Source organism: Cytobacillus oceanisediminis, assembly GCF_004366035.1.
GTDB classification, from domain to species: domain Bacteria; phylum Bacillota; class Bacilli; order Bacillales; family Cytobacillaceae; genus Cytobacillus; species Cytobacillus oceanisediminis_C.
This window is the reverse complement of record NZ_SOEE01000025.1, coordinates 1-24,173: the sequence shown is the minus strand read 5'-3', so window position 1 is coordinate 24,173 and position 24,173 is coordinate 1. Positions and strand designations below refer to the sequence as shown.

Sequence of the window (24,173 nt, the reverse complement as noted above, 5' to 3'; positions counted from 1 at the left end):
ATTGAAGGAGAACATATTCACGGATACTTATTAAATCTCGCTTACAAATATCATATAGATACTCCTTTATTGAAAATTATTAATTTCAACTTACAGGCTTATGAAAACCAATTAATTAATTAATTTTCTATACTTATAAGCTGCAAGTCACCAGAAAAGTTTATTGAGAAAAAGTAATGGGCCTTTTTATGCCGGGTATTAATGTAAAAATTCTTCATCGGCTCCCACTTAAGTCACATTTTGGAGAATACCCAAAATCACCAATGCGGACTAAGGTTAGGTATATATCTACACTAAACTGTAAATATAGGAGAGTAGCGCATACTACACGGATGAATAATTTTAAAAGGGTGGAGAAAATTTAAGGATCCAATCAAAGTGAAATTCACTAAGAATTTGGCCATAATTGTTGACACATCTTAATGCAGTATTTGACAACTAGATTGCGTCAATCTAAAAAATTATTACGTAATCTATTTCTTGAGTATATAAATAGAGAAATTGTATTTTTTTAATCGAAAAATGGAATGCTCATTTCAAAAAACAGGAAGAGTTTTAATTCCAATATAGGCTGCCAGGAGATTATCCGCGAGGGGATTGAAAAACTAATTATAAAGTCCCTTTGATTTGGAAGAAGAATCATTACGGGTAGCCGTCTATGAACGTGAAGTTGATTATATAGTGAAGTAAAGAAGGTTGTTAAGCTCCTATTTCATATCTAGATAATGTCATAATTTAAGGGGGAAAGAAGTGAGACCAAGTAAATTATCTATGGCTGCTTTAATAAAAAAAAATAAAAAGGAGATATTAAACAATAACGAACTTATGAAAAAAATCGAAGAAAAAATTGATCAGAAACATCAATTGGAGATAAAGAAAAATGTTAAATAATATATGTTATGACTACAGGGTAAAAGTATGATGGCGGATATATCGTGATTAAGTAATGAATGATTTTGTATTTTTGTGATCATGAAACTTCTTTTCAAATTAACAATTTTTGATAATGATTTCAAACAATAGGCTTATGCCTCATACATAGGTAGGTCTCCATTTATCTGATGAAATTGTTATGAAGTTAATATAAAAACATTAGAGGAATTTAAATGTATCCTACTATGTCTAATTATCAAGTATTAAAAACACGATTCTACACTGGATACCAGGAATTGAAGAAGTTTATCAACTTATTAGCGGAGGGATTAGGGTGGAAAAGGTCGTTATTTTAGGGACAGGTCCAGCAGGATTAACCGCAGCCATTTATTTAGCACGTGCAAATATGAAGCCAATAGTGATCGAGGGTACGCAACCAGGAGGACAATTGACGTTAACAACCGAAGTTGAGAATTTTCCAGGGTTTGTTGATGGTGTGATGGGTCCTGAATTAATGGACAATATGCGAAAGCAGGCGGAAAGATTTGGAGCTGAGTTTAAAAGAGGCTGGGTTACGGAAACAGATCTTTCCAAAAAGCCATTTACACTAAAAGTGAACGGTATAGGAGAAATACAGACGGAAGGGCTAATTCTTTCCACGGGTGCATCCGCTAAACTTCTAGGTATTCCTGGTGAATCAGAAAATATTGGACGGGGAGTCAGCACGTGTGCAACCTGTGACGGATTCTTTTATCGCGGCAAGAAAGTGATTATCGTTGGCGGCGGAGATTCGGCTATGGAAGAAGCCAATTTCTTAACGAAGTTTGCTTCAGAAGTGACCGTTGTTCACCGCCGTGAGGAACTACGGGCTTCAAAGATTATGCAGGACCGTGCAAAGGAAAATGAGAAAATTTCTTGGGCGCTCAACAATACACCGATTGAAGTCATTTCAGACGGAACAAAAGTGACAGGCTTAAAAGTTCGTGATAATGAAACAGGGAAAGAAAAAACAATCGAAACAGACGGGATTTTTGTAGCGATTGGACATACGCCAAATACGGCATTCCTCAATGCGCAAATCGAAACAGATGAAACAGGCTATATTAATGTTGTACCTGGAACAACGGAAACCAATATCCCTGGCGTTTTTGCCTGCGGTGATGTACAGGATAAGAAATACCGCCAGGCAATTACAGCTGCAGGAACAGGATGCATGGCAGCACTTGATGCCGAACGATACTTGGAAGGAACGGCAACACACGATTGGAGCAAATCACTATAAAGGCGTGATCAGTAGGACAAAAAACTATCATAAATTAATCTAAGATCGCATTTGCATTGGCGAAGCAGATGATGTAGAAGAGATGATGAGAAATGAAAGAACAGATGTGATTTCCGGTATGGGGGCAGAGTCTCCACAATGGGGACTATGATCGTATTCATAGTCTCATTGTGGACGATGCAAAAAAAACGGATTTCCTACAATACACTGCTTACAATATTGAATATTTTATTCCATCAGAACACAGTGTAATGATATGGAGAGAAAAGGTGTACTATGAATTTCTCGAACCAGGGAAGAGTTTAGAAGAGCATGTCATAGTACACTAAGGTACACCTGAAAAACTCAAAGTCACTACAACTTGGGAAAAACAAACAAGGTATTCTTAGTCTAAAGAACAAATATTATCAGTTTTAAATCTAAGTTTAACGAGATCAATACACTATCTGCGGTTTTTGTTAATAAATCATTAAAGAAATCTAGCCTGTTTCCGAAAAAAGTAAACTATTTTGTGGTTCATAGCAGCGAGATCCTATAGTTAGCATTAAAGTGAATTTTCGAAAACTTCAAAAAAGTTAATGGTATCGAGTTAGCAAATAAAACGAAAGGGCAATTGAAAACTATAATACTCTAAACCCAGTAATCTCTTCATCAATCATAATACTACTAGCAATATGATCGGCTTTTTCTGTGCCTGTGTGAACTTCTTTAATTGGTTCGACTTTAGCCTTTACGTTCTGCTTTAAATATAAAATCCAAAATGTAGACTATCTAGACGATAATTTCTAATGGTTCTTCTCTGTACAGTAACAATGAGAATGGTCTTTTCCTTTCTATCTTTTTTCTTAATCGGAAGATAATCATTAAATATAACTTAGTAGTTAAATTGGCTTTAGATAAACAACTCAAAATTAGAAAGAAACCGAAATTTTTCACTAAATGTGCAGTTAATTAAAAGTTAGGTATTTTAAATAATTTTTCCTGCTTTATGTAGGTAGACTTTTCTAACCTTGTAATTACATAAGTTCATTTCTCTTTAATGTAATTTCCCATAACGTGTTTTTTATTTCTAAACAGTTTATTGATTACAGATTACTAATTTAATTGATTCTAATTTTGCCAATAATGCAGGAAGTCATGGTTTTATCGGTAGAGAATGTGGTTTCAACGGAGTGTATAGCAGCAAGAATATATCTATCTATTTATTTCTCCACACTTCATGAGGCAACAATAGTTTACAGCTCATAGTTCTAGTTCTTTGTTTATGCCCACTTGCTGGAAACTGTAAAAGTATCAAAATTTATACATATTTTGTAACGGCTTACTGAACAAACGGGCCATATTGTTTATGCAATACAGTATGTAAAATCATTTGCAAAAAGCCAATGCGGAAGTGACAAATCAAGTCTATACATAGACCTCACCTCCTTCTTCGCAGCACTACCAGGTTCATGCACCAGCTATACATTTTCGACGATGAATCTTTCGGCCAGCACAGAAACGGTAGTTTCTGTGGATAGGGATGCTACCTATGTGTATCGTCGAGGTTGATCACGTTGCCTACCTGGAGCGCTGTGTCTGTATCTTGGTGGAGTCGTTCCACACTCTTCAAGCCGAACGTTCGCCAGGCAAATGGCGTTGTAAAGAACCGGCTTAATGTGTACTGAGCCAGTTTGAATGGTTTGAACATGCTCTCCAACATCGCATCTTTGCTCGCAAGCTCCACCATTTAATTCACGGCTGAACAGCCGGATACTAGGCCGATCGCATACATAAAGCAAAGCATCCATAACGGAGCGCCGCTGAGCTTGAAGATACCTGATTGCGTTAGAAGCTTTTTTAGGTTTTCGAGTACATTTATATGACGACAATTATGTCATTCCTATCATTGGGATGAACAGCATAAGTCATGTGTTGTACTATCCTCATGAAATCCTTCAATTAAGTAGTTTCTATATTTGATAGTAATTATTGAAAATATCCGATTTTAGATGAAGATGCACCACATGAGAGGGGTGATGTCAATACAGGAAATAGAAAGATTTTATAAGTGGCTATTAATGTCAATACTTTCAAGGAGGTTTTGATGGAATTTTCATTTTTATTCATGACGAAAAAGGTGTTTAAAAAATGCGTGATCGTCTTTCTTCTGCTGGTACTTGCAGGTAGCTACATCGACTTTCGGAGCGCTAAGCCTACTTTGGCCGCACCGGGCACTCCGCCTGCTGTCACCTGGAATATGCAGGGAGCGAGTGACGGTAACACTGCGTTGAGCTTGTGGACCAATTACATAGGTAACTTTATGAGAAATCAGGCCTCGGTCGTTGCACTTCAGGAAGCAGGGCCCAACGAACCTACTCACGCACCCGGAACAGGGAGGGAGTATCTTCGAGGCGCCCAATTGGCACCCCTACCGGAGGGAATGGCCGCTCAATTGCCGCCTTATCCTCAGACTCAAGAGGTGCGCCACAGCCAGTGGCGTGCCAATGGAGTCAACTATGATGTCTACTTTCTTCAGACTGACCCCAACGGCGATGGATGGGGCGGCGGACGGGTAAACCTTGCTATGGTCTCGCAAAGGGCCGCCGATGAGGTCGTGGTTATCCCGAACCCCCTCAGCCAGCAGACCGCATACACTGCACGGGCCTCGCTTGGTTTACGTTTCGGCAGCACATGGTATTTCGATATCCATGCCTTGTCGCGAAGCAGTGGCTCCGATGCTCCGGGCTTGCTTCGGAATATCAGCATGTTTGTTGCATCTCGGAACCAGAATGAGGACTGGATTGCTATGGGCGATTTAAACCGTACTCCGGCTAGCTGGAATCAGAATGGCCAAAGCCTCCTCCCTGCAGGAGCAGTAATCTACGGGATAGGGTCAAGGACGCAAAGGTCCGGCAACGAACTGGACTACTTCATATACTCGGGCGGTGTTGTGCCTGGTGTTATGGTGGGGACGCCATCAAGCGGGTTTAACATTGATGGAGGAGGACCTTCCGATCATCTTCCGATTATTCTCGGCGCTCTTCAGGCTGCCGCCGAACCGACCCAGATCTACACCAGCTACCAGACGGTCGAGAGTATGGCAGCAGGAGGTGTACTTGACGCATACCATAATGGTGTCGACTTCGACACGCCGATTATTAGCTATACTCGCATCGGCGGCGCTGAAAATCAGAGCTGGGCGGTCGAACAATACAACGACGGTTCTTTGCGGTTTCGGGGAGAAAGCAGCAACCGCTGTATCAGCTCCAGCGGCGTAAGTTCCGGAGCCGAACTGATACTGGCGGATTGCTCTGACGAATCCTCCTTCCAGCGCTGGGAACCGCAATATCTGGGGAACAACGAGTATCAATTGCACAGCCAGATCGATTCCAATCTGTGTATGAATGTAAAGGGGGGCCAGACCGACCCTAACGTTGGAAAGGACGTTATTCTATACGACTGCCAGAACACGCCTAACGAGCGATGGATATTTACGCCAAGCCATAATTCCACGGGCCCCAGTCTGGACCCGATAGACGACATGAGGGACTATGTACCGAGTCGGATCTCGCTGGAGAACAGTAAAAATGGTGGAGTTATGGACGTCGCAAAAGACAAAATCGACGATAACTCGGCAGTGATTTCCTGGCACCGTAACAACGGTGCGAATCAGGGCTGGATCCCGGTATGGCGCAGCAAGGATACCTTGTCTTTCCGAGGCCTATCGAGCGGCAAATGCCTCGATATCCACAACAGTACCGATAATGTTGGCCCCGGACGAGAACTCGTAACCTTTACTTGTATCGTTCAGGAGAGTCAAAATTGGCGTGTAGAAGAGTTGGATAACGGTCACGTCATGCTGCATAGCGTCGCGCATCCTGAACTGTGCATTGACGTTGAGGGCGGACCCACAAACCCGGACGAAGGAAACCTGATCGTCTATACCTGCACCGGTGCAGCTAATCAGCAGTGGATGTGGACATCGTATGACCCGAACGGCGCTCCGGAGCTTCCGGAAGACCCGTACTTTCCTCATGACGAATTATTTGCGTTACCGGACCCCGGTGCGCCCAGTCAGCGGACCGCATACTTCAATAGCTGGTCGGTTTACGGTAATGCTTTCTACCTGAAGGATTTGGACACGAACGGTACTGCGGCAAAGCTGACGACGTTGAACTACGCGTTCGAGAACATCGACCCGGTCAATCTGACCTGCTTCGCGGCGAACAAGTCAGGATCACCCGACGAAAGCGATCCAAACGGCAACGATGGGGCTTCGGATGCCTGGGCCGATTACCAGATGAGTTATACAGCGGGCAACAGCATTGACGGCGTCGCGGACAACTGGAATCAGCCGCTAAAGGGTAACTTCAACCAGCTCAAGAAGCTGAAGGCCAAATACCCGAATCTGAAGGTTCTGGTGTCGCTGGGAGGCTGGACGTACTCGAAATATTTCTCCGACGTTGCGGCAACCGACACTTCGCGGCAGAAATTCGTCAGTTCTTGTATCAATATGTATATCAAAGGCAACCTTCCGAAGATCGGTGATGATCCGGCAGGCGGTTCAGGCGTGGCCGCCGACATCTTCGATGGCTTCGATATCGACTGGGAGTTCCCGGCCAGCGCGAACGGTCATCTGGGTAATCACTACGGGCCGCAGGACACGACTAACTTCTCGCTGCTGCTTGCGGAGTTCCGAAGGCAGCTCGACGCACTGGGCGGCAAACATTATTCGCTTACGGCGGCGTTGCCGTCCGGACCGAGCGATATCGACAAGCTTGAGGTCGGACAGATTGCATCGTACCTGGACATGGGGAACGTCATGACTTACGACATGCACGGGGCTTGGGAAACGACGGGTCCAACCGACTTCCAGGCTCCTTTGTTCGATTCACCGTTTAGTCCGGCCTACTTTAAGGGGCTTACTGTCAACGATGCGATTAACCATTATCTCATGAACGGATTCCCCGCAGACAAACTAAGCATGGGCATTCCGCTCTACAGCCGGGGCTGGACAGGAGTCCCTGATAACGGCAAGCACGGTCTGTACCAACCGGCGACCGGGGCGACCGACGCCTATCCGTTTTCCCAACAGCCTGGCGTCGCGATGTATAAGGAGCTGGAGGCTGCCGGAAAGATAACCGACATTCAATTTGACGATTATTCCAAAAGCTCGTGGATTTATGATGGTTCCAACTTCTTCAGTCTGGAAACGCCGGAGACACTGTTATACAAACGGCAGTATATCAAGGATAAGGGCCTTGGCGGCGTGATGATCTACTCACTGGAAAACGACCCGTCGACGAAGCTGCTCAATAATGCGCTTGGATTCCCGACACCGTAGAAGGGAACTGACGCCACAGAAACCATAAAATTTGTAGATGCGGTGATGGGCTCGGGTCATATAACAAGCCGGCCTTATCGAGATTGCCGTATGGGATGATGCGAACGCCAACAATTGAGGTGCGGATAACTCCCCCAATATTCTCATCAGGAATAATGGCCCCAATTTGAAGCCGCTCAGGAACTCGGGATTCGAATTCCACCTGACGGAAACTACGGCAACATCCCGATACATCACCCGCAAGCTTTTACAAATTGCCGAGCAGAAGTTCGGTGGCAGATTCTAAAAGCAAATGGCCCGTCTAGATGGCGGGTCATTTTCGTTCAGGGCGACGTTTATTTCGCTCTCGGGAAGACTTATTCCATGTGATAGAGCATAGATAGCCAAATTGCAGTCCTGGCTAAGGGGAAAAGTTATTATCTCTTTCCAAACGGATCAACTCAATACTATGTGTCGATATTCCCTATTTAAAATGCTCATACCGGATGCTATGAGGCTGATATGTTTCCTGTGTACGAGGAAGAGCTTTGGGCCGCAGAGCCAGAGGCAAGTAGATAAAGCTAGATACGGAAAAAGTCTATACAGTAACTCTCAAATGGAGGAGGGAAGGTTATCAGTCTACCGAGCTGAAAGAATACTACATAAAGCCAAAGGACACACACGCCTTTTTTTCAAGATTGCGAGCTTAAGAGGTGTGGTGGTGGCTACTATCCCCTCAAGTAGTTTTCGGGATTTGTTGAAGTCGCAGAAGAAACTGAACAAATAAGCGAGAAATCGCCATTGAATATGATAACTAAATTTATACAGAAGATATGGGCGGTAGTCGCTGTTCTAGGAGGTGCAGATTTGGAAACTAGGAAGAAGCCATTCTCAAAAGGTGATTGGGTGGAGGTAGTTAATACCAATTTAAGAGGCTGTACAGGATATATTTTAAATCTCCTTTTGGATGAAGAGGGATATAAAGTGAAGATCACTGCCGATCAAAAAGGAAATCATATTGAAGAAGTCATTTGGATAGCGAAAGAGGAGCTTGTACCTTGTGTAAACTTGGTTGATGAGCATGATTTGTTAACTCTTATTGACCTGGCATTAGTAACGAATGATAAACAATGGTTTTTAGAGCTAACGGATCAGTTGCCAGAAAAGCTACTGTTTTAATAATCAAAATTTGTATTAAGTTTACTCATTAAAAAATCCCCCAAAAAGGGGGAGATTTATATTCTACCAGCTTGCCTTCTTAATTCCAGGAATTTGTCCTTTATATGCTAATTCACGGAAACAAATACGGCAAAGCTTAAATTTACGATACACAGAATGTGGTCGGCCACAGCGTTCACAACGAGTATATTCACGGACTTTGTATTTTTGCTCATTCTTGTGTTTTATAATTAACGCTTTTTTAGCCATAGCAAAGCCTCCTTTCTTATAAAAGGTAGGAGAGGTCCTTCATTGTAACCCTATCTACCTCCTAAGTAAATAGGTTGTTCTTGGAAGTAATCATACACAAATAATGGTGAGGACATGAAGCAATTAGATTTATTCTCATTCGCCCTGGAAGATCAAATTAATGATCTAAGACAAGGTGAGGAGATGAAATATTTAGAGGGAATGAAAAGCTGCTGATAAAGAAGCATTGGAGGTACCGGGGAGTTTGATTCTATCAAGGTCCTGAATTTTCTGGAAATGCTCAAAGGTATGTGCGTTAGATTAGATATCAAATATTGAACGGTTAGAATAAAAATGGACAAGGTTACGACCGCATAAATCTGAACGAAGATAGCGAAGTGATTTACTAAGTATGCATTGTGTTTGGAGTAAGGGCTGAAACTTTTTCAATTCAAGGAGAATTTATGATTGCCCTTACTCTTATTAATATTCTACGCATTGATTTTGGAGGTATTCATATAGACTGCAAGCAAAGACCTAGAACACTTTTGCTGGGTCAAAGGAAGGTGGTCCTGCTCCCTAAATATAATTTCTGCAAAAATGGTTGAAATATTCACAATAAAAAAACGCCGCAAAATTGTGGCATAAAAAGGAATGTGTACCCTACAGTAAATGCTTATATCCCAAAATAGTTACCAGCAAGTACCAAATTGAGGTGATCTGGATGAGAGGTTGGCCTTGCTCGTCCTGATAGTATGTCCAGGCTGAATGGTTTTATGCATATTGACTCATACAGCGAAATTAAAAAGAGGCAACTAGCCCCTAATAAACTGGATAGGGCATCACTGAGTTCAAATAACTTTGGTGAAGCTCTAGAAAGTCCAATGCTAAGACAATATCCTATATACACAAGGCTAAAGGCATTTATTATCCACTTTATCCCTCCAAGTTTACTAACTATCTACATTGTATTAGATTGACAAGCCTTTTGGATAGCAGGAATAAGGTGAGAGGTCTTATGTCGTAGTTTGAACATTTAGTGACAAAAAACAAGCAACTCGTTTCCCTTCTATCATAGGAAGAATATCATGTAAATGCCATATATTATCATTAACAATGCTAGTGATATTGGAATAATTTGTTTCATAAATCACCTTGAAACTTTGAAGTATTACGAGCAAGGGCTGAAACTTTTTCAATACTGGAAGATATTAAAAGGGCCCTTGCTCTAGAAGTAGTTTGCCCGTTCATTTTTATATTATACGTTTTTATTTGCGAACAAGGACCTAAACTAGTTGGTTGTGGTTTGATTGGGACCGGTCCTTGCTCGTCCTGATAGTATAGCTAAGATAAATTGCTTTATGCATTTTTGACATAAAATGCGACATAGGAGGAATCGGAATGAGGATTAAAAACTTTCTTATTCACAGAAAAGAACAGTGGGATTTAAACAATTTAAAACCAGTCATTTGTATACACAAAGTCTATGATGGTGGGAAAGGAATCAAAAGAATTTTTTGTTTAGGTTTTAAAAATTGGAAACCTATATTCGATTTTAGCAATCCATTCAAGTATAGGTTTTAGTGAACATTTCGATAATGTTGTGAAATAAAATACGCATTGTGTTGCAATCAAGTGCCAAACTTTTTAAAAGGATATAGGAGTATAGATGAGCCCTTGCTCAATATAAATAAAGTCTCCATTTAATCAGAAATAAACAATTGTTTCAATTACAGAAAAACGAGGAAATAAAATTGCCAAGTAAGATATGTCATTTGTGATCGGTGTGGAAAAAATTAATCTACATTTTAAAAAGCTTGTAACGGTTCGAGTCATAGGATGCAAAAAGTTTTTATGATTTGTTTTAGGAGTAAGCATAAAAGGACATAAAGATTTCTGTGAAGATTGTAAAGAGAAACTCGAAAAGTTCTTGGATAACAAATAAAGAAAGTCAAGATAGAGGGAGTTGATTAGTGATAATAATCTCGAAAGTTCATCAATGAAAAATGGCTCATGAAGAACGCCAGGCTTTACATTAAAAAGCATCCTATCCGGCCAGCCAAGAACGTGGAAAAGTCTGATACTACTTTCGATAAATCTCGGAACGGATTATAGATTGAGAGGTAAAAAAGGTGCGAATGCTCGATGGGGAGAGGATAAATAATGCTAAAGATTTTTACTCCAGTGGATACAAGTGTACGAATGGGTAAATTATGAATGACTATCCAGTCTAAACCTTGCAAACGATCGTCCAATGCGATTATCCAAGACAGTACGGAACGATGGAATTGTCCAAGTTAAATGGAACATGAGAACGGTAAATCTGCCTTTATATACTCAGTAAATAAATAAGAAAAAGCAAAGATTTCTCCCAACTACCCAAATTAATTTAAACATAGGAGGGGTCCTGGATGAAGTTGCCAGCAAACAAATAGAATCCATTCTTAAAGTTTATCATTTTATGATGAACTTTATAAAAATACTCAGGGAATCACTGAAAGATGGGGGAGTAGGACTCAATTTGTGTGAATGAGAGTGTATCTTGATAATTACTATAAAATGAACCGGACGAATCTAACATCATGGTCTTTGTTTTTGGAAGTGGTTATTTTAAATCAGTTTACTTAGTCATTACCAATTGCAAAAATTAAACAGAAATAGAGGCATAGCCTGGTTAGAGGGGTAAATATGGAACATTCAAAGTTTGGAGCGTTTATGATTCAATGTAATAAGTGTTCAAGAGGGTGGTCGCTTTCTGAAAAGGATATGAAAGCAGACATAATTATATGCCATGATCCAGAATGCCATAGTGAATTTTCTATTTACGAGGGAATCAAAAACGGATTGAAAAAAGTAGAGGATGATATATCCCCAAACTTTTTCTTAGCCAATGAAATGTACAATCTAATGATTGAAGTTAAGGTCGGCTACACTACTCATGTTGAGCTACCTGCAAACGTTAATAAAATATATAAAGTGATTTTATTCCCATTAGGACCATTTTTAGCAGGTGCAACTGATATTACTCGGAGTGGTTTCAATGTTTTTACATCTTTACCAGAAAACGATGATGATACTATGGTAGGCGAACAAGGTAAAATCAAGGCTATTATACATTATAAAGGAGAGGATTACCAGGTCCCTTGGCTACACATGCTTCAATATGCTTTTGATGAACTTCGATCTGATGAATACCTAACCAGTATACTCTTATCCGAAATAGCATTAGAGACTTATGTAAATTCAATGCTGACTTTAGGCTATTATGAAATTGGTTTAGATAAGGACAGTATTTCAAGGTTACTAGAAGCTGGGAGAATGCATGATAAGGTAAACCCATTAATGTATAATCTATATGGAGTAAAACTTCAAGGGTCTGAAGTTTGGGGGAAATGGAGTAAAAAGATTCTTGAATGGAGAAATCAGATTGCTCATGGGTCTAAAGTGACTGCAACAAAGGAAGAGGCCATATTAGCCTTTGAATCAGTGGTTGATTCTATTTTTCATTTTATAGAAGGAGTAGATAATCACCGCAAGAAACAAGGTTATCCAAATGGAATGTTTTATAGAACATAATCAAGAGCTCTTAACAGAGCTTTTTTTATTTGATTAAAACTATTCACTAACATAAACAAAAAGAAGTTCAACTAAAACAATTGAAGATGAAGATAAATATGCTGTACTACTTGGTGGCTTTTCTTATGCATTGAAAGGGGTTATTGTCATGTAGATACGTTGGACGGGGGCACAATCAATCTAGCAGTCTAATTATGTATGTAATAAAATTTATATTGGAGGTGATTAAAGATGGATAAGTTAGTTTATGATCGATCCAGGTGCCGGGGGAATGGTTTACAGGAGAAGAATTTTACATTTCAAGACGCAACACATATTAAAGTTATTCTGAGCCTTAAAATGATAAAGTTTCAATCCAGATGAGTCCCACTAGAGATCTAACAGTATCTCCGTCAGAGCGTACAAATGCAGTCAGTTAATGTCTGTGTTGCTGATTTTTTCTTGTCAATCCACATTAATGCAGGTGGGGGAACATGATATGAAGATTATGTTTATCCGGGAGTTGGATCACCAACAATCACATATGAAAATAACATACACACAGAAGTATTGAAACTGGTTAATCTTAATGACCCCGGTAAGAACCAGTCAAACTTCTATGTTCTAAGGGAACAAACATGTCAGCGCGGTTGAACGAAGATAATTTCATCGATAATGCCAATGACGCTGCTAAAACGCTGCTAAATTAAACCAACCACATTCATCGAAAACCTTGCCTGTTACCATGTGAATGGTATTGTAAAGAGTTTTAATCTTACTAAAAAGAGTTCAGCAGTTTATCATATTGTTGTGTCCGGTAATTCTGTAAATTCTTTAAGCAGGACTTATGGGAGCACTACACAGCAACTTAAAAATTGGAACAAAAAAGTCCTTCTATAATCGATGTCTTAAAAATATGCGATTTTGTTTTCGCTGAAAAAATTTTTTTCACCTTTTTTTTCTTTCAATCTTTGTCCAGACTACATATATCACAAAGGAAACAGCAACCACTATCAAAAAGCCATTTGATTCACTATTTTCCCCCATTTGATTTACGGTCCAATTATAATCAAGGAAAAAGTAAGATAGTATGATGCCCATTAATAATGTGCTTAATAATGAAATCCAAACTTTCATTAAAATCATCCCCTTTTCCTTACACTCTATGCCACTTTATTTATCGTATTCCTCTATAACAATCTTGCCCCTTTTAATAATAAGTTAAAAAAACCTTCTAAATCAAGGGTACCTTTATTTATTTTTCCAGTTATTTCTTCAAAAGATACCCTGTGAAAATCAGCAAGCTTCATTAAATTACTCTTCATTGCTCATAATTGCTGATAGTGCATGGAGAAACCACTATAGCTTAATTGCCACTTGGAAATCATGGGTTAAGTTATTTTTTTGATCGTTCCTCTAAAGCTGTCAGCTGGGAATTGAAGGCTATTTAGATAAAAATGAATTGTAGAAGTTTTCGTTGTCGGAACAAATATGACCTTTTTATCTTCCTGAAGATGGCAAAGTGACTTTTACAGTAATCAATAATTTCTTGTTCTGTAAGATTTACTCCCGCATTTTTTATGTGGTTGAAGGGCTTGTCACCAAAGCTGAATATTTCGAGCATGTCTTTCAAACAAAGGATGTAAAGGAAGGAGAGAGTTTTATCCAAGAATTGATAGTAGAAAGGTTGCCGGGAAGAGAAAAGTGGGAACCCCCCAGACAGTTCAAAGGGTGCTCTCATCCTCTTCGGTAGGAAATTTAGCCCGCAAAATTTATAAATAAAACAACCATATGGCTATAATGAAGATTTCATTATAAATATTTAGTGAATGAAAAGTTAAAATAACTGCAGAATAAATACCTGGGCATCATAACCATGTCAGTGGTGACGGAATATAATCAATCCAATTTTAAAAGGAGTGAGGTAAATATGAGTAAAAAAACAATGGGGATTCATCATATAACTGCAATCGTAGGCCACCCACAAGAGAATGTAGATTTCTATGCTGGAGTTTTAGGATTGCGTTTAGTCAAGCAAACGGTCAATTTTGATGATCCAGGCACTTATCACCTTTACTTTGGAAATGAGGGCGGCAGGCCAGGAACAATCATTACATTCTTTCCTTGGGCAGGTGCCCGTCAAGGGGTTATTGGCGATGGACAGGTAGGAGTCACTTCGTATGTCGTTCCGGCAGGTGCCATGAAGTTTTGGGAAGAAAGGCTAGAAAAATTTAAAGTTCTTTATACAAAAATGGAACGTTTCGGAGAGAAATTTTTAGAATTTGATGATCCTCATGGACTTCATTTGGAGATAGTTGAAAGAGATGAAGGGGAAGTGAATTCCTGGACTTTCGGGGAGGTTACCCCTGAAGCAGCTATAAAAGGCTTCGGTGGAGCAACTCTCTTATCAACTCAGCCTGCGAAGACAGCTGATCTGCTTGAAAACATAATGGGACTTGAAGTTGTAGGCCAGGAAGGAGATTTTATCCGTTACCGTTCTTCTGCTGATATTGGAAATATCATCGATCTTAAATTAACTCCAATTGGACGGGGGCGAATGGGTGTGGGAACCGTGCATCATATTGCCTGGAGGGCAATCGATGATCAAGACCAAATGGATTGGCAAAAGTATGTTGCAGATAATGGGTATGGGGTCACACCAGTACAAGACAGAAACTACTTTAATGCTATTTATTTTAGGGAACTTGGAGAAATCTTATTTGAAATTGCTACAGACCCTCCAGGATTTTCCCATGATGAATCCCAGGAAACAATGGGCGAGAAGTTAATGCTGCCTGAACAATATGAGCCGCAAAGGGATAAGATAGAAAGTCTTCTGATTCCGTTTACAGTCAAGGAATTGGATTGAATTTAAAAGAGGTGATGACCCGCTATGCTTTCAATTGACCCAATAGACAATACTGAAAGAGAAAATTATAAATTTTTAATAGGAAGCATCATACCAAGGCCGATTGCCTTTGTAACAACTCACTCAAATGAAGGTGTGTTGAATGGGGCACCATTCAGTTATTTCAATATCGTAACATCAAATCCCCCAATGATATCCTTAGCGATTCAAAGAAAGGAAGGAACGCAGAAGGATACGGCCAGAAATATTATCAACACAAAGGAATTTGTTGTTCATATTGTCGATGAGGAGAATGTAGAAAAAATAAATATGACAGCAGCAGCTCTGCTTCCTGATCAAAGTGAAATAGAATTAGCGCAATTAACTCCAGTTGAAAGTACGAAAATTTCCGTGCCTGGAGTGATGGAAGCGAAAATCCGTATGGAGTGTACCTTGGAACATTCGCTTTCATTAGCGGGTACGGATACTCCTGGCTGTGATTTTATCATTGGAAAGGTTGTTCAATTTCATATTGATGAAGGCATCTATGAAAAGGGAAGAATTGATCCAAGGGGACTCGCCGCTGTGAGCCGTTTGGCTGGCATTAATTATGCAAAGATTGGCGAAATGTTTTCTATCGACAGACCCAAGTAGAATTTAAGTCACTTTTAAAGAAGTGGAGAGGATGAATTTGCAAATTACTTCAGGTATCCATCACATTACGGCTATGGTTAACGATGCCCAGCGAAATATCGACTTTTATGCAGGGGTACTGGGACTTAGGCTAGTAAAAAAACAATTAACTTTGACCGGCCGGAAGTCTATCATCTTTATTTCGGTAATGAAAATGGTGATCCTGGGACGGTTATGACTTTCTTCCCGTGGGAGAAGCAGCTAAAAGGGCGGTTTGGAAGGGTTAGGTCGGGGTGACCAGTTATGTGATCCCTGATCAATCAATAGAATATTGGAAAAAACGGCTGAGGAAATTTGGAGTTAAGTTTATACAAACGGTTCGCTACGGTGAAACCTACCTGCAATTCCGGGATCCAGACGGCCTTGAAATTGAGCTGGTAGAGCGGTCTGAGGGGCATGGACTTTGAAAGACATTCATCCAGAGGTTGCCATTAAAGGATTTGGAGGAGCAACCCTGATTTCGGCAAAGCCAAATAAAACAGCTGAAGTGCTTGAAAATGTATTAGGGCTTGAATGCCTAGGCCAGGAAGAGGGATTCCTAAGATTTAAATCAGAAGCCGAACTCGGAAATCCAATTGATATCAAACTTACCCATTCTGTTCGCGGATTGATGGGGCAGGTACAGTTCATCATATTGCCTGGAGAGCGAAAGATGAAGAGGACCATATAAGGTTGAGAACCCTTCTTCAGGAGAAGGGCTATTATCCAACGGAAATGCTGGATCGCAATTACTTCAAAGCACTTTACTTTCATGAAGAAGGCGGCATTTTGATCGAAATCGCAACAGACCCTCCAGGATTTACCGTTGATGAACCACTAAAGGAACTTGGCAGCAGGGTTATGCTACCTTCTTGGCTGGAATCGAAGAGGGGAGAATTGGAGGAGGCCTTACCCGTTGTAGAGGTCCCTAAATAAAAGGAGGTTAACCATGAAGCACATATTTCAAAAAGGGAAAAATAAATCAAAACCGACCCTATTACTGCTGCATGGAACCGGAGGCAATGAGTTAGATACACAATGTATTGAATCAATTGCTTGCTGTAAAGGTTTTTGAAGGATCATAATCACTATTATCCTGTTACCTTTTCTTCTTAGAGGTCTTTGTTTTGCTTCAATTTCTGCATATGGAGCAAAAAGTATAAGATGATATACTTTCCCTTGAACTTTGGTATTATTATTACGCTTTGCGTTAGGATTCCCTTTCTCCTGTCTCCCCATGAAATAAAACCTGACTTTCTAAAATGTTTAAATGATCAGTCATAGTTTGGCTAAAATTGATAAAAATATTTATGAAACGAAATTAAGGGGGCAGCTTTATGACGGAAAAAAACAATGAACAAATTCAGTCAATTCTAAAAGCGTTGAATAACTGGAAGGGCACGAATATATCCATAAACAAGCAGGAGAAAGATGATATTGATAGGAATACAATATCATTAGAGGATGTGGAAATTGTGCATCAAGTGAAGGATGAAGACGATTATGTTGATCCCTACACAATCCAATTAAAAGGTAAAGGAACCGTCGTTTACCCGAATGGATCATCTCCTCTACCATTAAATAGCTATGAGTTACCAATCAGACAACTTCTATCGTTTGAAGCCTCTCAAGAATTTCTAACAATAAAAACGGACAGAGCCACTTACACTTTAAAAAATAAATAGGGTCCTGAATTTTTATAAGGTTTCCACTGTAAAACCTTTATTAATTAAATTGGCGTGTAAAAGAGTTGGATAACGGTCATGTCAACCTGCAAAGCGTCCAGCATCCTGATTTGTATGTTCTTCCGTTTGTAAAACATCGCCTCTGGCTTTTCCAAATCCTGGCGCGTGAGACGGTTCATTGGGCCCTGCTTAGTTCTCGTCCGGGGCAATATTATCGGTACTGTTGTGTATACCGAGGCATTTGGGATAAGGACCTTGCCGGCGGGATGATTTACTCACTGTAAGACGACCCGACGACGAAGGTGCTCAATAATACGCTTGGATTCCCGTCACCGTAGAAGGGAACTGACGCCTGAGAAACCGCAAAATGAGGTGATGGGCTCGGGTCATATAAAAAACGACCAAATCGAGGTTGCCGTATGGGATGATTCGAAGGCCAACAATTGCGGTGCCCGGATAAATCCCCCAATATTCTCATTAGGAATCATGGCCCAAATTTGTATCCGCTCATGAACTCGGGATTCAATTTCCGCCTGACGGATACTACGGCAACATCCCGATAATCATTCGCAGCTCTTACAAATTGCCGAGCAGGAGTTCGACGAAAGATTCTAAAAGCAAATGATCCGTCAAGATGACGGGTCATTTTCGTTCAGTGTGACGATTAATTGAGCTCTCGGAAAAACTTATTTCATGTGTGGTAGAGCATAAAGCCGTAAGAATTGTAATATAGCTATGCAGCTTAAACCTCCAGCGCTGGAACAGTTCAGCATATCGCTTGGAGAGAGACAAATGATCAGGACCAATTGGAATGGCAAAAGATGAAGCTGAGAATGGATATAGTGTTATACCTTAGCGGTACCAACGGTAAGATACGATATAGTTCTTTATTTAACCATGAAAGAGTTTTACTAGATAGAGCCAACAAGTTAACATTGTTCTAATAGTTAATCAAATCAACGTAAACTCACAAATTCGTTGTCCCAATGTAGAAGTTTGTTGGTCTTATCGCCATCGGCCATCTCTTAAAGGTGAACTGTAAAACGTAAAGAAGGACAAAATCCTGAGTCAAATATATAGAATATTCATTTATTTACTTTCGTTCCTTTTCGGATATTAAAATTGTCTGTTAGCAACAACCAATTTTGTGGGAAAGATAAACCTAACTTCCAATACATAATTCCACGTAAATTAAACTGTTTGATCAAATCAAATTTTGCTTGAACGCTGCGAGCATCCTCAAACCATACTTCATGTAATCCTCCTATATCATCTCTATACCTGAAGAAAGGTGCTTGGGCTTGGTAGTCATATTCAATTTGAGCATTTTTTCTTAGCGCTATAGCAATTGCTTGTTGAGGACTTAGTGCTTTTGCTGGAGGCCCTCCTTGGGGTGGATAAGGAGCAGTCCAGTCATAGCCATATAGATTTTGCCCTAACAATATTTTATTTCGGGGAATCACGCTAACCGCATGCTCTACAACATTACGTACAGGACCGATTGGACTAACTGCTTGAGGAGTACTGTATATATAACCCCAGTCATAGGTCAGAAGGGCATTAAAATCCAGGATACTACCTTGGGATGTATACTCATGAGCTCCATAAATTCCTGTAGTTACATCGGTTGTTTTGGGACCAATTGCGGTTGATAACATTAACCCAGCTGTCTTAAATCGATCTCTTGCTTTCCGAAGAAAATTGTTATACAACTCACGATCTTCAGCCCTCAATAATTCAAAGTCAAAATGAATATCTTTGTAACCAATGTCATTAGCAATTTGAATAATATTTCTAAATAATCGATTTTGAGCTGATACATCAGTAAATATAGCATGAGCAAGGTCAGCGCTGAATTGATATTCTTCTAGATTGCTCACAACGAGAGCATTAACAACTCCTGCAGAACGGGCAATTTTGGGTATATTCTCAATCGATGGGGCATCCAAAGATCCATCACGGTTCGCACGATAGCTAAACATTGCAAGATAAGTAAGTGAACCGATTTTATTACGCACTTCATTAATCATTGTTTGATTAACCGGCGTTCTTGGTTCAACATAGAGCAACACATCAATCGTCGATTTCGGCTGAGGTGGAATATATAAGCGCTGTCCTATTCGAAGAATTGAAGAAACAGATATACGGTTAAAATGAGCAAGCTCCCTGTAGTCCATACCATACATTCTAGAAATGAACCATAATGATTGTCCCTGTTGTACCCAATGATAGCGCCCCACAATAGGGATAACTAACGCTTGCCCTATGACAAGGTGTGAGGGATCAGGGATTTCATTCGCTAATGCGAGTGATTGAAAGGAAGTACCGTAAGCTTGAGCAATGCCGTACAAACTCTGTCCCCTTTTAACAACATGTATTTGCAAAAAAACACCTACTTTCGTTATTGAAAGATTACTATCAATTAACAATATAGGTGTTATAGGTATGTTATTCATAAAATCAACTTAAAGATCAACGTTTAATATCAATTGCAGATCTTTTTTTACCGATAACATCAATTTCTCCGTAATCAAATAGTGGCCGACTGAACGATGTACAGATAAATGCTCCCCGCCCTAGTTTCACAAATCATTCTGCTATATAGCCTAGAAGTGACCCTAAAATCCGGCCAAGGTTGTTCAAAGGACTTGAACAGTGCGATTAAAGATCGATTTAATGTTGCCTAGCTACAAAGACGTCAAAACGTAAGGACATAGAGAATTGGGTCCATAAAGATCGAAGGCACCGAACGAGGATAATCGATTAAATAAACTTCTTTCCCAATAAATGTTTTAACCTTTATTAGTCCTATGTTTTCTCGTAGAGTTATTTTTCGTACACTAGCTTTTTCCCAAGTTCCTATTATATGCTCTTTGTCCTTTTTATTAAGTTGGTTCCAGACAATCTCCCTTATATCTTTTTCATTAGTTTCTTTTTTTTGTTTCCTTCAAAACTCTAAAAAAGAAAGTGGTCAGTATGGAAAAAGATAAGTAAACATTATCAACCTGATATTATTTTATTATCCGTGAGATGGTACCTGCGGTACAACCTTAGTTTTCGTGATTTATGGCTGAAATAATGGAAGAACGGGGACACTTCATTGCTCATACAACGATCATGCGCTGGGTTCATCAGTATGGACCTGAATTAGATGATCGAGTAAGGCATCATCTTAGCCAACCAATGATTCTTGGCGAGTCGATGAGACGTATTTGAAAGTCATAGGTAAATGGATATATTTGTATCGTTCCGTTGATTCTGAAGGAAATACTATTGATTTTTATCTAAGTAAAGCAAGAAATAAGCAAGCAGCCAAGCGCTTTTTAAGAAAGCCTTGGCTTTTTCGCAAATTTCTAAGCCTCGTGTGATAACAGTAGACAAGAACCCAGCTTATCTCATCGCTATCCAAGTGTTAAAAGAAGAAAAAGAGTGACTGAAGGCATCCAATTAAGGCAGGTTAAATATCTCAACAATATCGTGAAGCGGGATCATCGTTTTATTAAAAAACGAATTCGCGCGATGCTTCGATTAAAGTCCTTACGGACTGCCAAACGAATTATTTCGGGGATAGAGGCTATGCACATGATCAAAAAAGGACAGACTCTTCAAAGGGAGAATTCTGTCCAAAATCAAAAAGAATTCATCCTTCAAGTATTTAGACTATTTACTTATGGCCAGGGCTTTTTTATATTTTCTTCAAGTATTTGCACCAGAGCCCCCACGATCATCGACAAAGCAAGCGAACTGTTTTCGCTTCCCAATATAAATTCCGACTACGGGTGTTTTAGTAATGGAATTAAATTAATGATCGGTATATTCCCTTGTTTAAATGCAAAAAAGAGACGTAACTGATTTTATTAATTATTCAGGGACCGGATGCTAAGTGATTTGTAAAGAAAAATTGCCTAATTGTTTTAATTTTTTTACAAATCAAACTAGCGAATTCCATTTCCCGTCTGATGTAGCGCAACTTTAGCTTTTGTGAATTGGCATAGAAATTGCAAATAGGTTTTATAACAGTGAATTTATATATTAAGGAGTGGCTAATGTGACACAGGAATTCCATCCATTACTTAAAGGAGCGATTGAATTACATGTTCATAGTTCACCAAGTTTGTTTCCAAGGAAGCAAACCGACTGGGAACTAATAGAGGATATTAAAAGTGCTGAGATGGCGGGTGTGGTTTTAAAGGCACATGAAGCTCAGACAGTTGACCGGGCAAGTTTAATCCGGGAAAAAGAACCCGGAGTTCATGTGTACGGGGGACTGGTGTGCAATTATTTTACAGGAGGGTTGTCTCCAACCGCAGTAGATGCAGCGATCCGTTTAGGGGCGAAAATCATTTGGATGCCTACTTTTTCTGCTGAAGAGCATCAAAGGTATTTTGGTAAAAAGAAAACCAAATTCTTTAATAGCAAGCGTTCTATGAAGCACCCTGGTTCCGGCATTGAAATTTGGGATGAAAACAAAAAACTCCTGCCGGAAGTACATGAAATCTTAGAACTGGTTGCAGAGGCGGATATTGTGTTGGCAACGGGACATCTGGCTGCTGAGGAAGTGCTTGTATTAGTGGAGGCAGCTATTGAGAAAAAAGTTGAGAAAATTTTAATTCAGCATACAGATTTAGGTATTGCCAGAGTGCCTTTTGAATTAGAAAAAGAATTAGTGAAAAAAGGGTGCATCCTGGAAAAATGTTATTTAGCATGCAGTGAAGACTTTAACGATATTTCCCCAAGGGAAATGGCTGAGAGCATTAAAGTTCTTGGAGCTGATTCCTGTGTAATGGTGACAGATTACGGACAGCGGCATAATATTGCACCTATTAAAGCCTTAAGTAATTTTATAGAAGAGATGCTGGCATATGGAATAACAGAAGATGAGATTACTAAAATGATAAGTGACAACCCTAAGAGGCTGCTGGGGATTTAGAAAGGATGAATAAATTGGAAGATGCTATAGTAAGAGAAATCGAGGGAATTATTCCTGCTAATCGTGTTCTCACCAGTATGGAAGAACTATATTCTTATAGCTATGATGCTTCTTTTGGTGAATATTTGCCCCAATTGGCCATCCAGCCTGAGAGTGTAATTGAAATTAGTAAGATTATGAAAATAGCAAACAAGCATAAAATCCCAGTCTATCCAAGGGGGGCGGCGACATCCTTAAGCGGGGGTCCGTTGCCTATTGAAGGTGGAATCGTCCTGGATATGACACGAATGAATAAAAAATTAATCATTGATTGTGAAAACTTATTAGCCATTGTATCTCCTGGGGTTACGACTGGTGAGATTCATTACCAGGCAGAAAAAGCAGGGCTATTTTATCCTCCGGACCCGAGCAGTTCTAAAGTGTCCACTATTGGCGGCAATTTATTAGAGAATTCAAGCGGGCCGAAGGGACTGAAATACGGGACGACTAAGGAATACGTGATCGGATTGGAAGTAGTAACACCCGAAGGGAAAATTGTCCGAACAGGCGGGAAAACGGTTAAGAATGTCACAGGTTATGATTTAACAAGATTAATTGTTGGATCTGAAGGGACTCTAGCAATTGTAACGGAGGCGACATTGCGGTTAATTCCAAAACCGAAGGCGTGCAAGACTTTATTAGCCACATTTAGTAGATTAGTTGACTCAGGATACGCCATAACCAAAATTTTGTCTTCAGGAATTATGCCGGCAGCCATGGAATTAATGGATAACGCATGTATAAGGGCGGTTGAGAATTTTAGTCCGTGCGGGCTTCCGGTAAATGCCGAAGCGCTTGTCATTATCGAAGTGGATGGGCATCCCTTAGCCATAAATGAGGAAATTGAAAAATGTGAAGAGATTTGCTGGCAAGTGGGAGCAGCTGCTGTTAGAACTGCCAGAACAGATGAGGAAAGAGAAGAAATATGGAAAGCTCGCCGAATGGTTTCCCCTGCCATCACACAAATGGGGCCGACTAAAATTTCTGAGGATGCTACGGTTCCTCGAAGCCAAATTCCTGCCATGATGGAGAAATTGAGCCAAATTCGAATAAAGTACGAATTAAACTTAGTGGTTTTTGGTCATGCAGGCGATGGGAATTTACACCCAAATATCATTACGGATAAACGAAATATCGAAGAAATGAAACGAGCCGAAAATGCGGTAAGTGAAATATTTGAAGCTGCTGTTTCACTTGGAGGAACGCTATCAGGCGAGCATGGAATTGGGACGCTTAAAGCGCCATATATGGAAATGGAGCTTGGGGAAGCGGGTCTTGATCTCATGAAAAAAGTAAAAAACGCCTGGGATCCTAACAATATATTAAATCCGGGAAAAATCTTTCCAAAAGCGGGGCAAACAAAGGTGGTGTTAGTTTAACATGAATGCTCCATTGAAAAAAACGCAAGATGTGAGTGAAGACAATAAATCTATAAATTCGCTTTCTCTCTTTTCAAAAAAGGGCAATCGGTTATACGAACTAGCCTATGAAGCCACTAATCAGTGTATCCAGTGCGGATATTGTTTGCCTGCTTGTCCAACATACGAATCAATGGGAAAAGAGTCCGCATCACCAAG

15 protein-coding genes and 3 pseudogenes are annotated in these 24,173 nt (G+C 40.0%); 14 read left to right on the top strand and 4 right to left on the bottom strand.

Annotation, left to right across the window (positions count from 1 at the left end):
- The first annotated feature begins 750 nt into the window (after positions 1 to 750).
- From DFO72_RS27915 to DFO72_RS27890, 4 genes are all read left to right on the top strand, one after another.
- Entirely contained in the window at positions 751 to 891 is a 141-nt protein-coding gene (locus DFO72_RS27915) for an FbpB family small basic protein (RefSeq protein ID WP_113885648.1), read from the top strand.
- A gap of 316 nt (positions 892 to 1,207) precedes the next feature.
- On the top strand, positions 1,208 to 2,155 hold the full coding sequence (gene trxB, locus DFO72_RS27910; protein ID WP_113885647.1) for a thioredoxin-disulfide reductase: 948 nt from the start codon (positions 1,208 to 1,210) through the stop codon (positions 2,153 to 2,155).
- A 2,086-nt stretch (positions 2,156 to 4,241) separates the two neighbouring features.
- A complete protein-coding gene (locus DFO72_RS27900) occupies positions 4,242 to 7,481 on the top strand; it encodes a glycosyl hydrolase family 18 protein (RefSeq protein ID WP_113885646.1) in 3,240 nt (1,079 codons plus the stop codon).
- An 846-nt stretch (positions 7,482 to 8,327) separates the two neighbouring features.
- A complete protein-coding gene (locus tag DFO72_RS27890; RefSeq protein WP_166672566.1) occupies positions 8,328 to 8,639 on the top strand; it encodes an IDEAL domain-containing protein in 312 nt (103 codons plus the stop codon).
- A gap of 63 nt (positions 8,640 to 8,702) precedes the next feature.
- On the opposite strand, the gene DFO72_RS27885 is transcribed toward DFO72_RS27890, so the two are convergent.
- On the bottom strand, positions 8,703 to 8,888 hold the full coding sequence (locus DFO72_RS27885; RefSeq protein ID WP_113885644.1) for a type Z 30S ribosomal protein S14: 186 nt from the start codon (positions 8,886 to 8,888) through the stop codon (positions 8,703 to 8,705).
- A gap of 2,667 nt (positions 8,889 to 11,555) precedes the next feature.
- Here DFO72_RS27885 and DFO72_RS27870 point away from each other — a divergent pair.
- The gene (locus DFO72_RS27870; RefSeq protein WP_113885642.1) at positions 11,556 to 12,443 is read left to right on the top strand and encodes a hypothetical protein; all 888 of its coding nucleotides are present in this window, start codon (positions 11,556 to 11,558) and stop codon (positions 12,441 to 12,443) included.
- 927 nt (positions 12,444 to 13,370) lie between these two features.
- Here DFO72_RS27870 and DFO72_RS27860 read toward each other — a convergent pair.
- Positions 13,371 to 13,559 (bottom strand): hypothetical protein, encoded by a 189-nt coding sequence (locus tag DFO72_RS27860; protein WP_113885641.1) that lies wholly within the window; start codon positions 13,557 to 13,559, stop codon positions 13,371 to 13,373.
- Positions 13,560 to 14,352: 793 nt separating this feature from the next.
- Here DFO72_RS27860 and DFO72_RS27855 point away from each other — a divergent pair.
- The 5 genes and pseudogenes from DFO72_RS27855 (at position 14,353) to DFO72_RS27835 (ending at position 17,627) form a co-directional block, all read left to right on the top strand.
- The gene (locus tag DFO72_RS27855) at positions 14,353 to 15,291 is read left to right on the top strand and encodes a ring-cleaving dioxygenase (RefSeq protein ID WP_113885639.1); all 939 of its coding nucleotides are present in this window, start codon (positions 14,353 to 14,355) and stop codon (positions 15,289 to 15,291) included.
- A 24-nt stretch (positions 15,292 to 15,315) separates the two neighbouring features.
- A complete protein-coding gene (locus tag DFO72_RS27850) occupies positions 15,316 to 15,924 on the top strand; it encodes a flavin reductase family protein (protein ID WP_113885638.1) in 609 nt (202 codons plus the stop codon).
- A gap of 31 nt (positions 15,925 to 15,955) precedes the next feature.
- Positions 15,956 to 16,878, top strand: a pseudogene (locus DFO72_RS27845) (ring-cleaving dioxygenase).
- A gap of 13 nt (positions 16,879 to 16,891) precedes the next feature.
- A pseudogene (locus DFO72_RS27840) lies at positions 16,892 to 16,975 on the top strand (carboxylesterase); the annotation flags it as partial.
- A 304-nt stretch (positions 16,976 to 17,279) separates the two neighbouring features.
- Positions 17,280 to 17,627 (top strand): hypothetical protein, encoded by a 348-nt coding sequence (locus tag DFO72_RS27835; RefSeq protein ID WP_113885637.1) that lies wholly within the window; start codon positions 17,280 to 17,282, stop codon positions 17,625 to 17,627.
- 44 nt (positions 17,628 to 17,671) lie between these two features.
- Here the strand turns inward: DFO72_RS27835 and DFO72_RS30525 are convergent, their stop codons facing one another.
- Both DFO72_RS30525 and DFO72_RS27830 read right to left on the bottom strand, forming a co-directional pair.
- Complete coding sequence (locus tag DFO72_RS30525; protein WP_258549848.1) at positions 17,672 to 17,806, bottom strand: hypothetical protein; 135 nt, start codon at positions 17,804 to 17,806, stop codon at positions 17,672 to 17,674.
- A 906-nt stretch (positions 17,807 to 18,712) separates the two neighbouring features.
- Positions 18,713 to 20,011: a glycoside hydrolase family 18 protein gene (locus DFO72_RS27830; RefSeq protein ID WP_113885636.1), complete on the bottom strand. Its 1,299-nt coding sequence runs from the start codon at positions 20,009 to 20,011 to the stop codon at positions 18,713 to 18,715.
- 602 nt (positions 20,012 to 20,613) lie between these two features.
- Between DFO72_RS27830 and DFO72_RS30520 the strand changes: the two are divergent.
- The 4 genes and pseudogenes from DFO72_RS30520 to DFO72_RS27810 all read left to right on the top strand — a co-directional run.
- Positions 20,614 to 21,290: pseudogene (locus DFO72_RS30520) on the top strand (IS6 family transposase); the annotation flags it as partial.
- A 385-nt stretch (positions 21,291 to 21,675) separates the two neighbouring features.
- Positions 21,676 to 22,557, top strand: a complete 882-nt coding sequence (locus tag DFO72_RS27820; RefSeq protein WP_113885635.1) for a DUF6282 family protein — start codon at positions 21,676 to 21,678, stop codon at positions 22,555 to 22,557.
- A gap of 5 nt (positions 22,558 to 22,562) precedes the next feature.
- The gene (locus DFO72_RS27815) at positions 22,563 to 23,975 is read left to right on the top strand and encodes an FAD-binding oxidoreductase (protein WP_113885634.1); all 1,413 of its coding nucleotides are present in this window, start codon (positions 22,563 to 22,565) and stop codon (positions 23,973 to 23,975) included.
- 1 nt (position 23,976) lies between these two features.
- The coding region (locus DFO72_RS27810; RefSeq protein ID WP_181782440.1) for a 4Fe-4S dicluster domain-containing protein at positions 23,977 to 24,173 on the top strand (197 nt) is incomplete at its 3' end.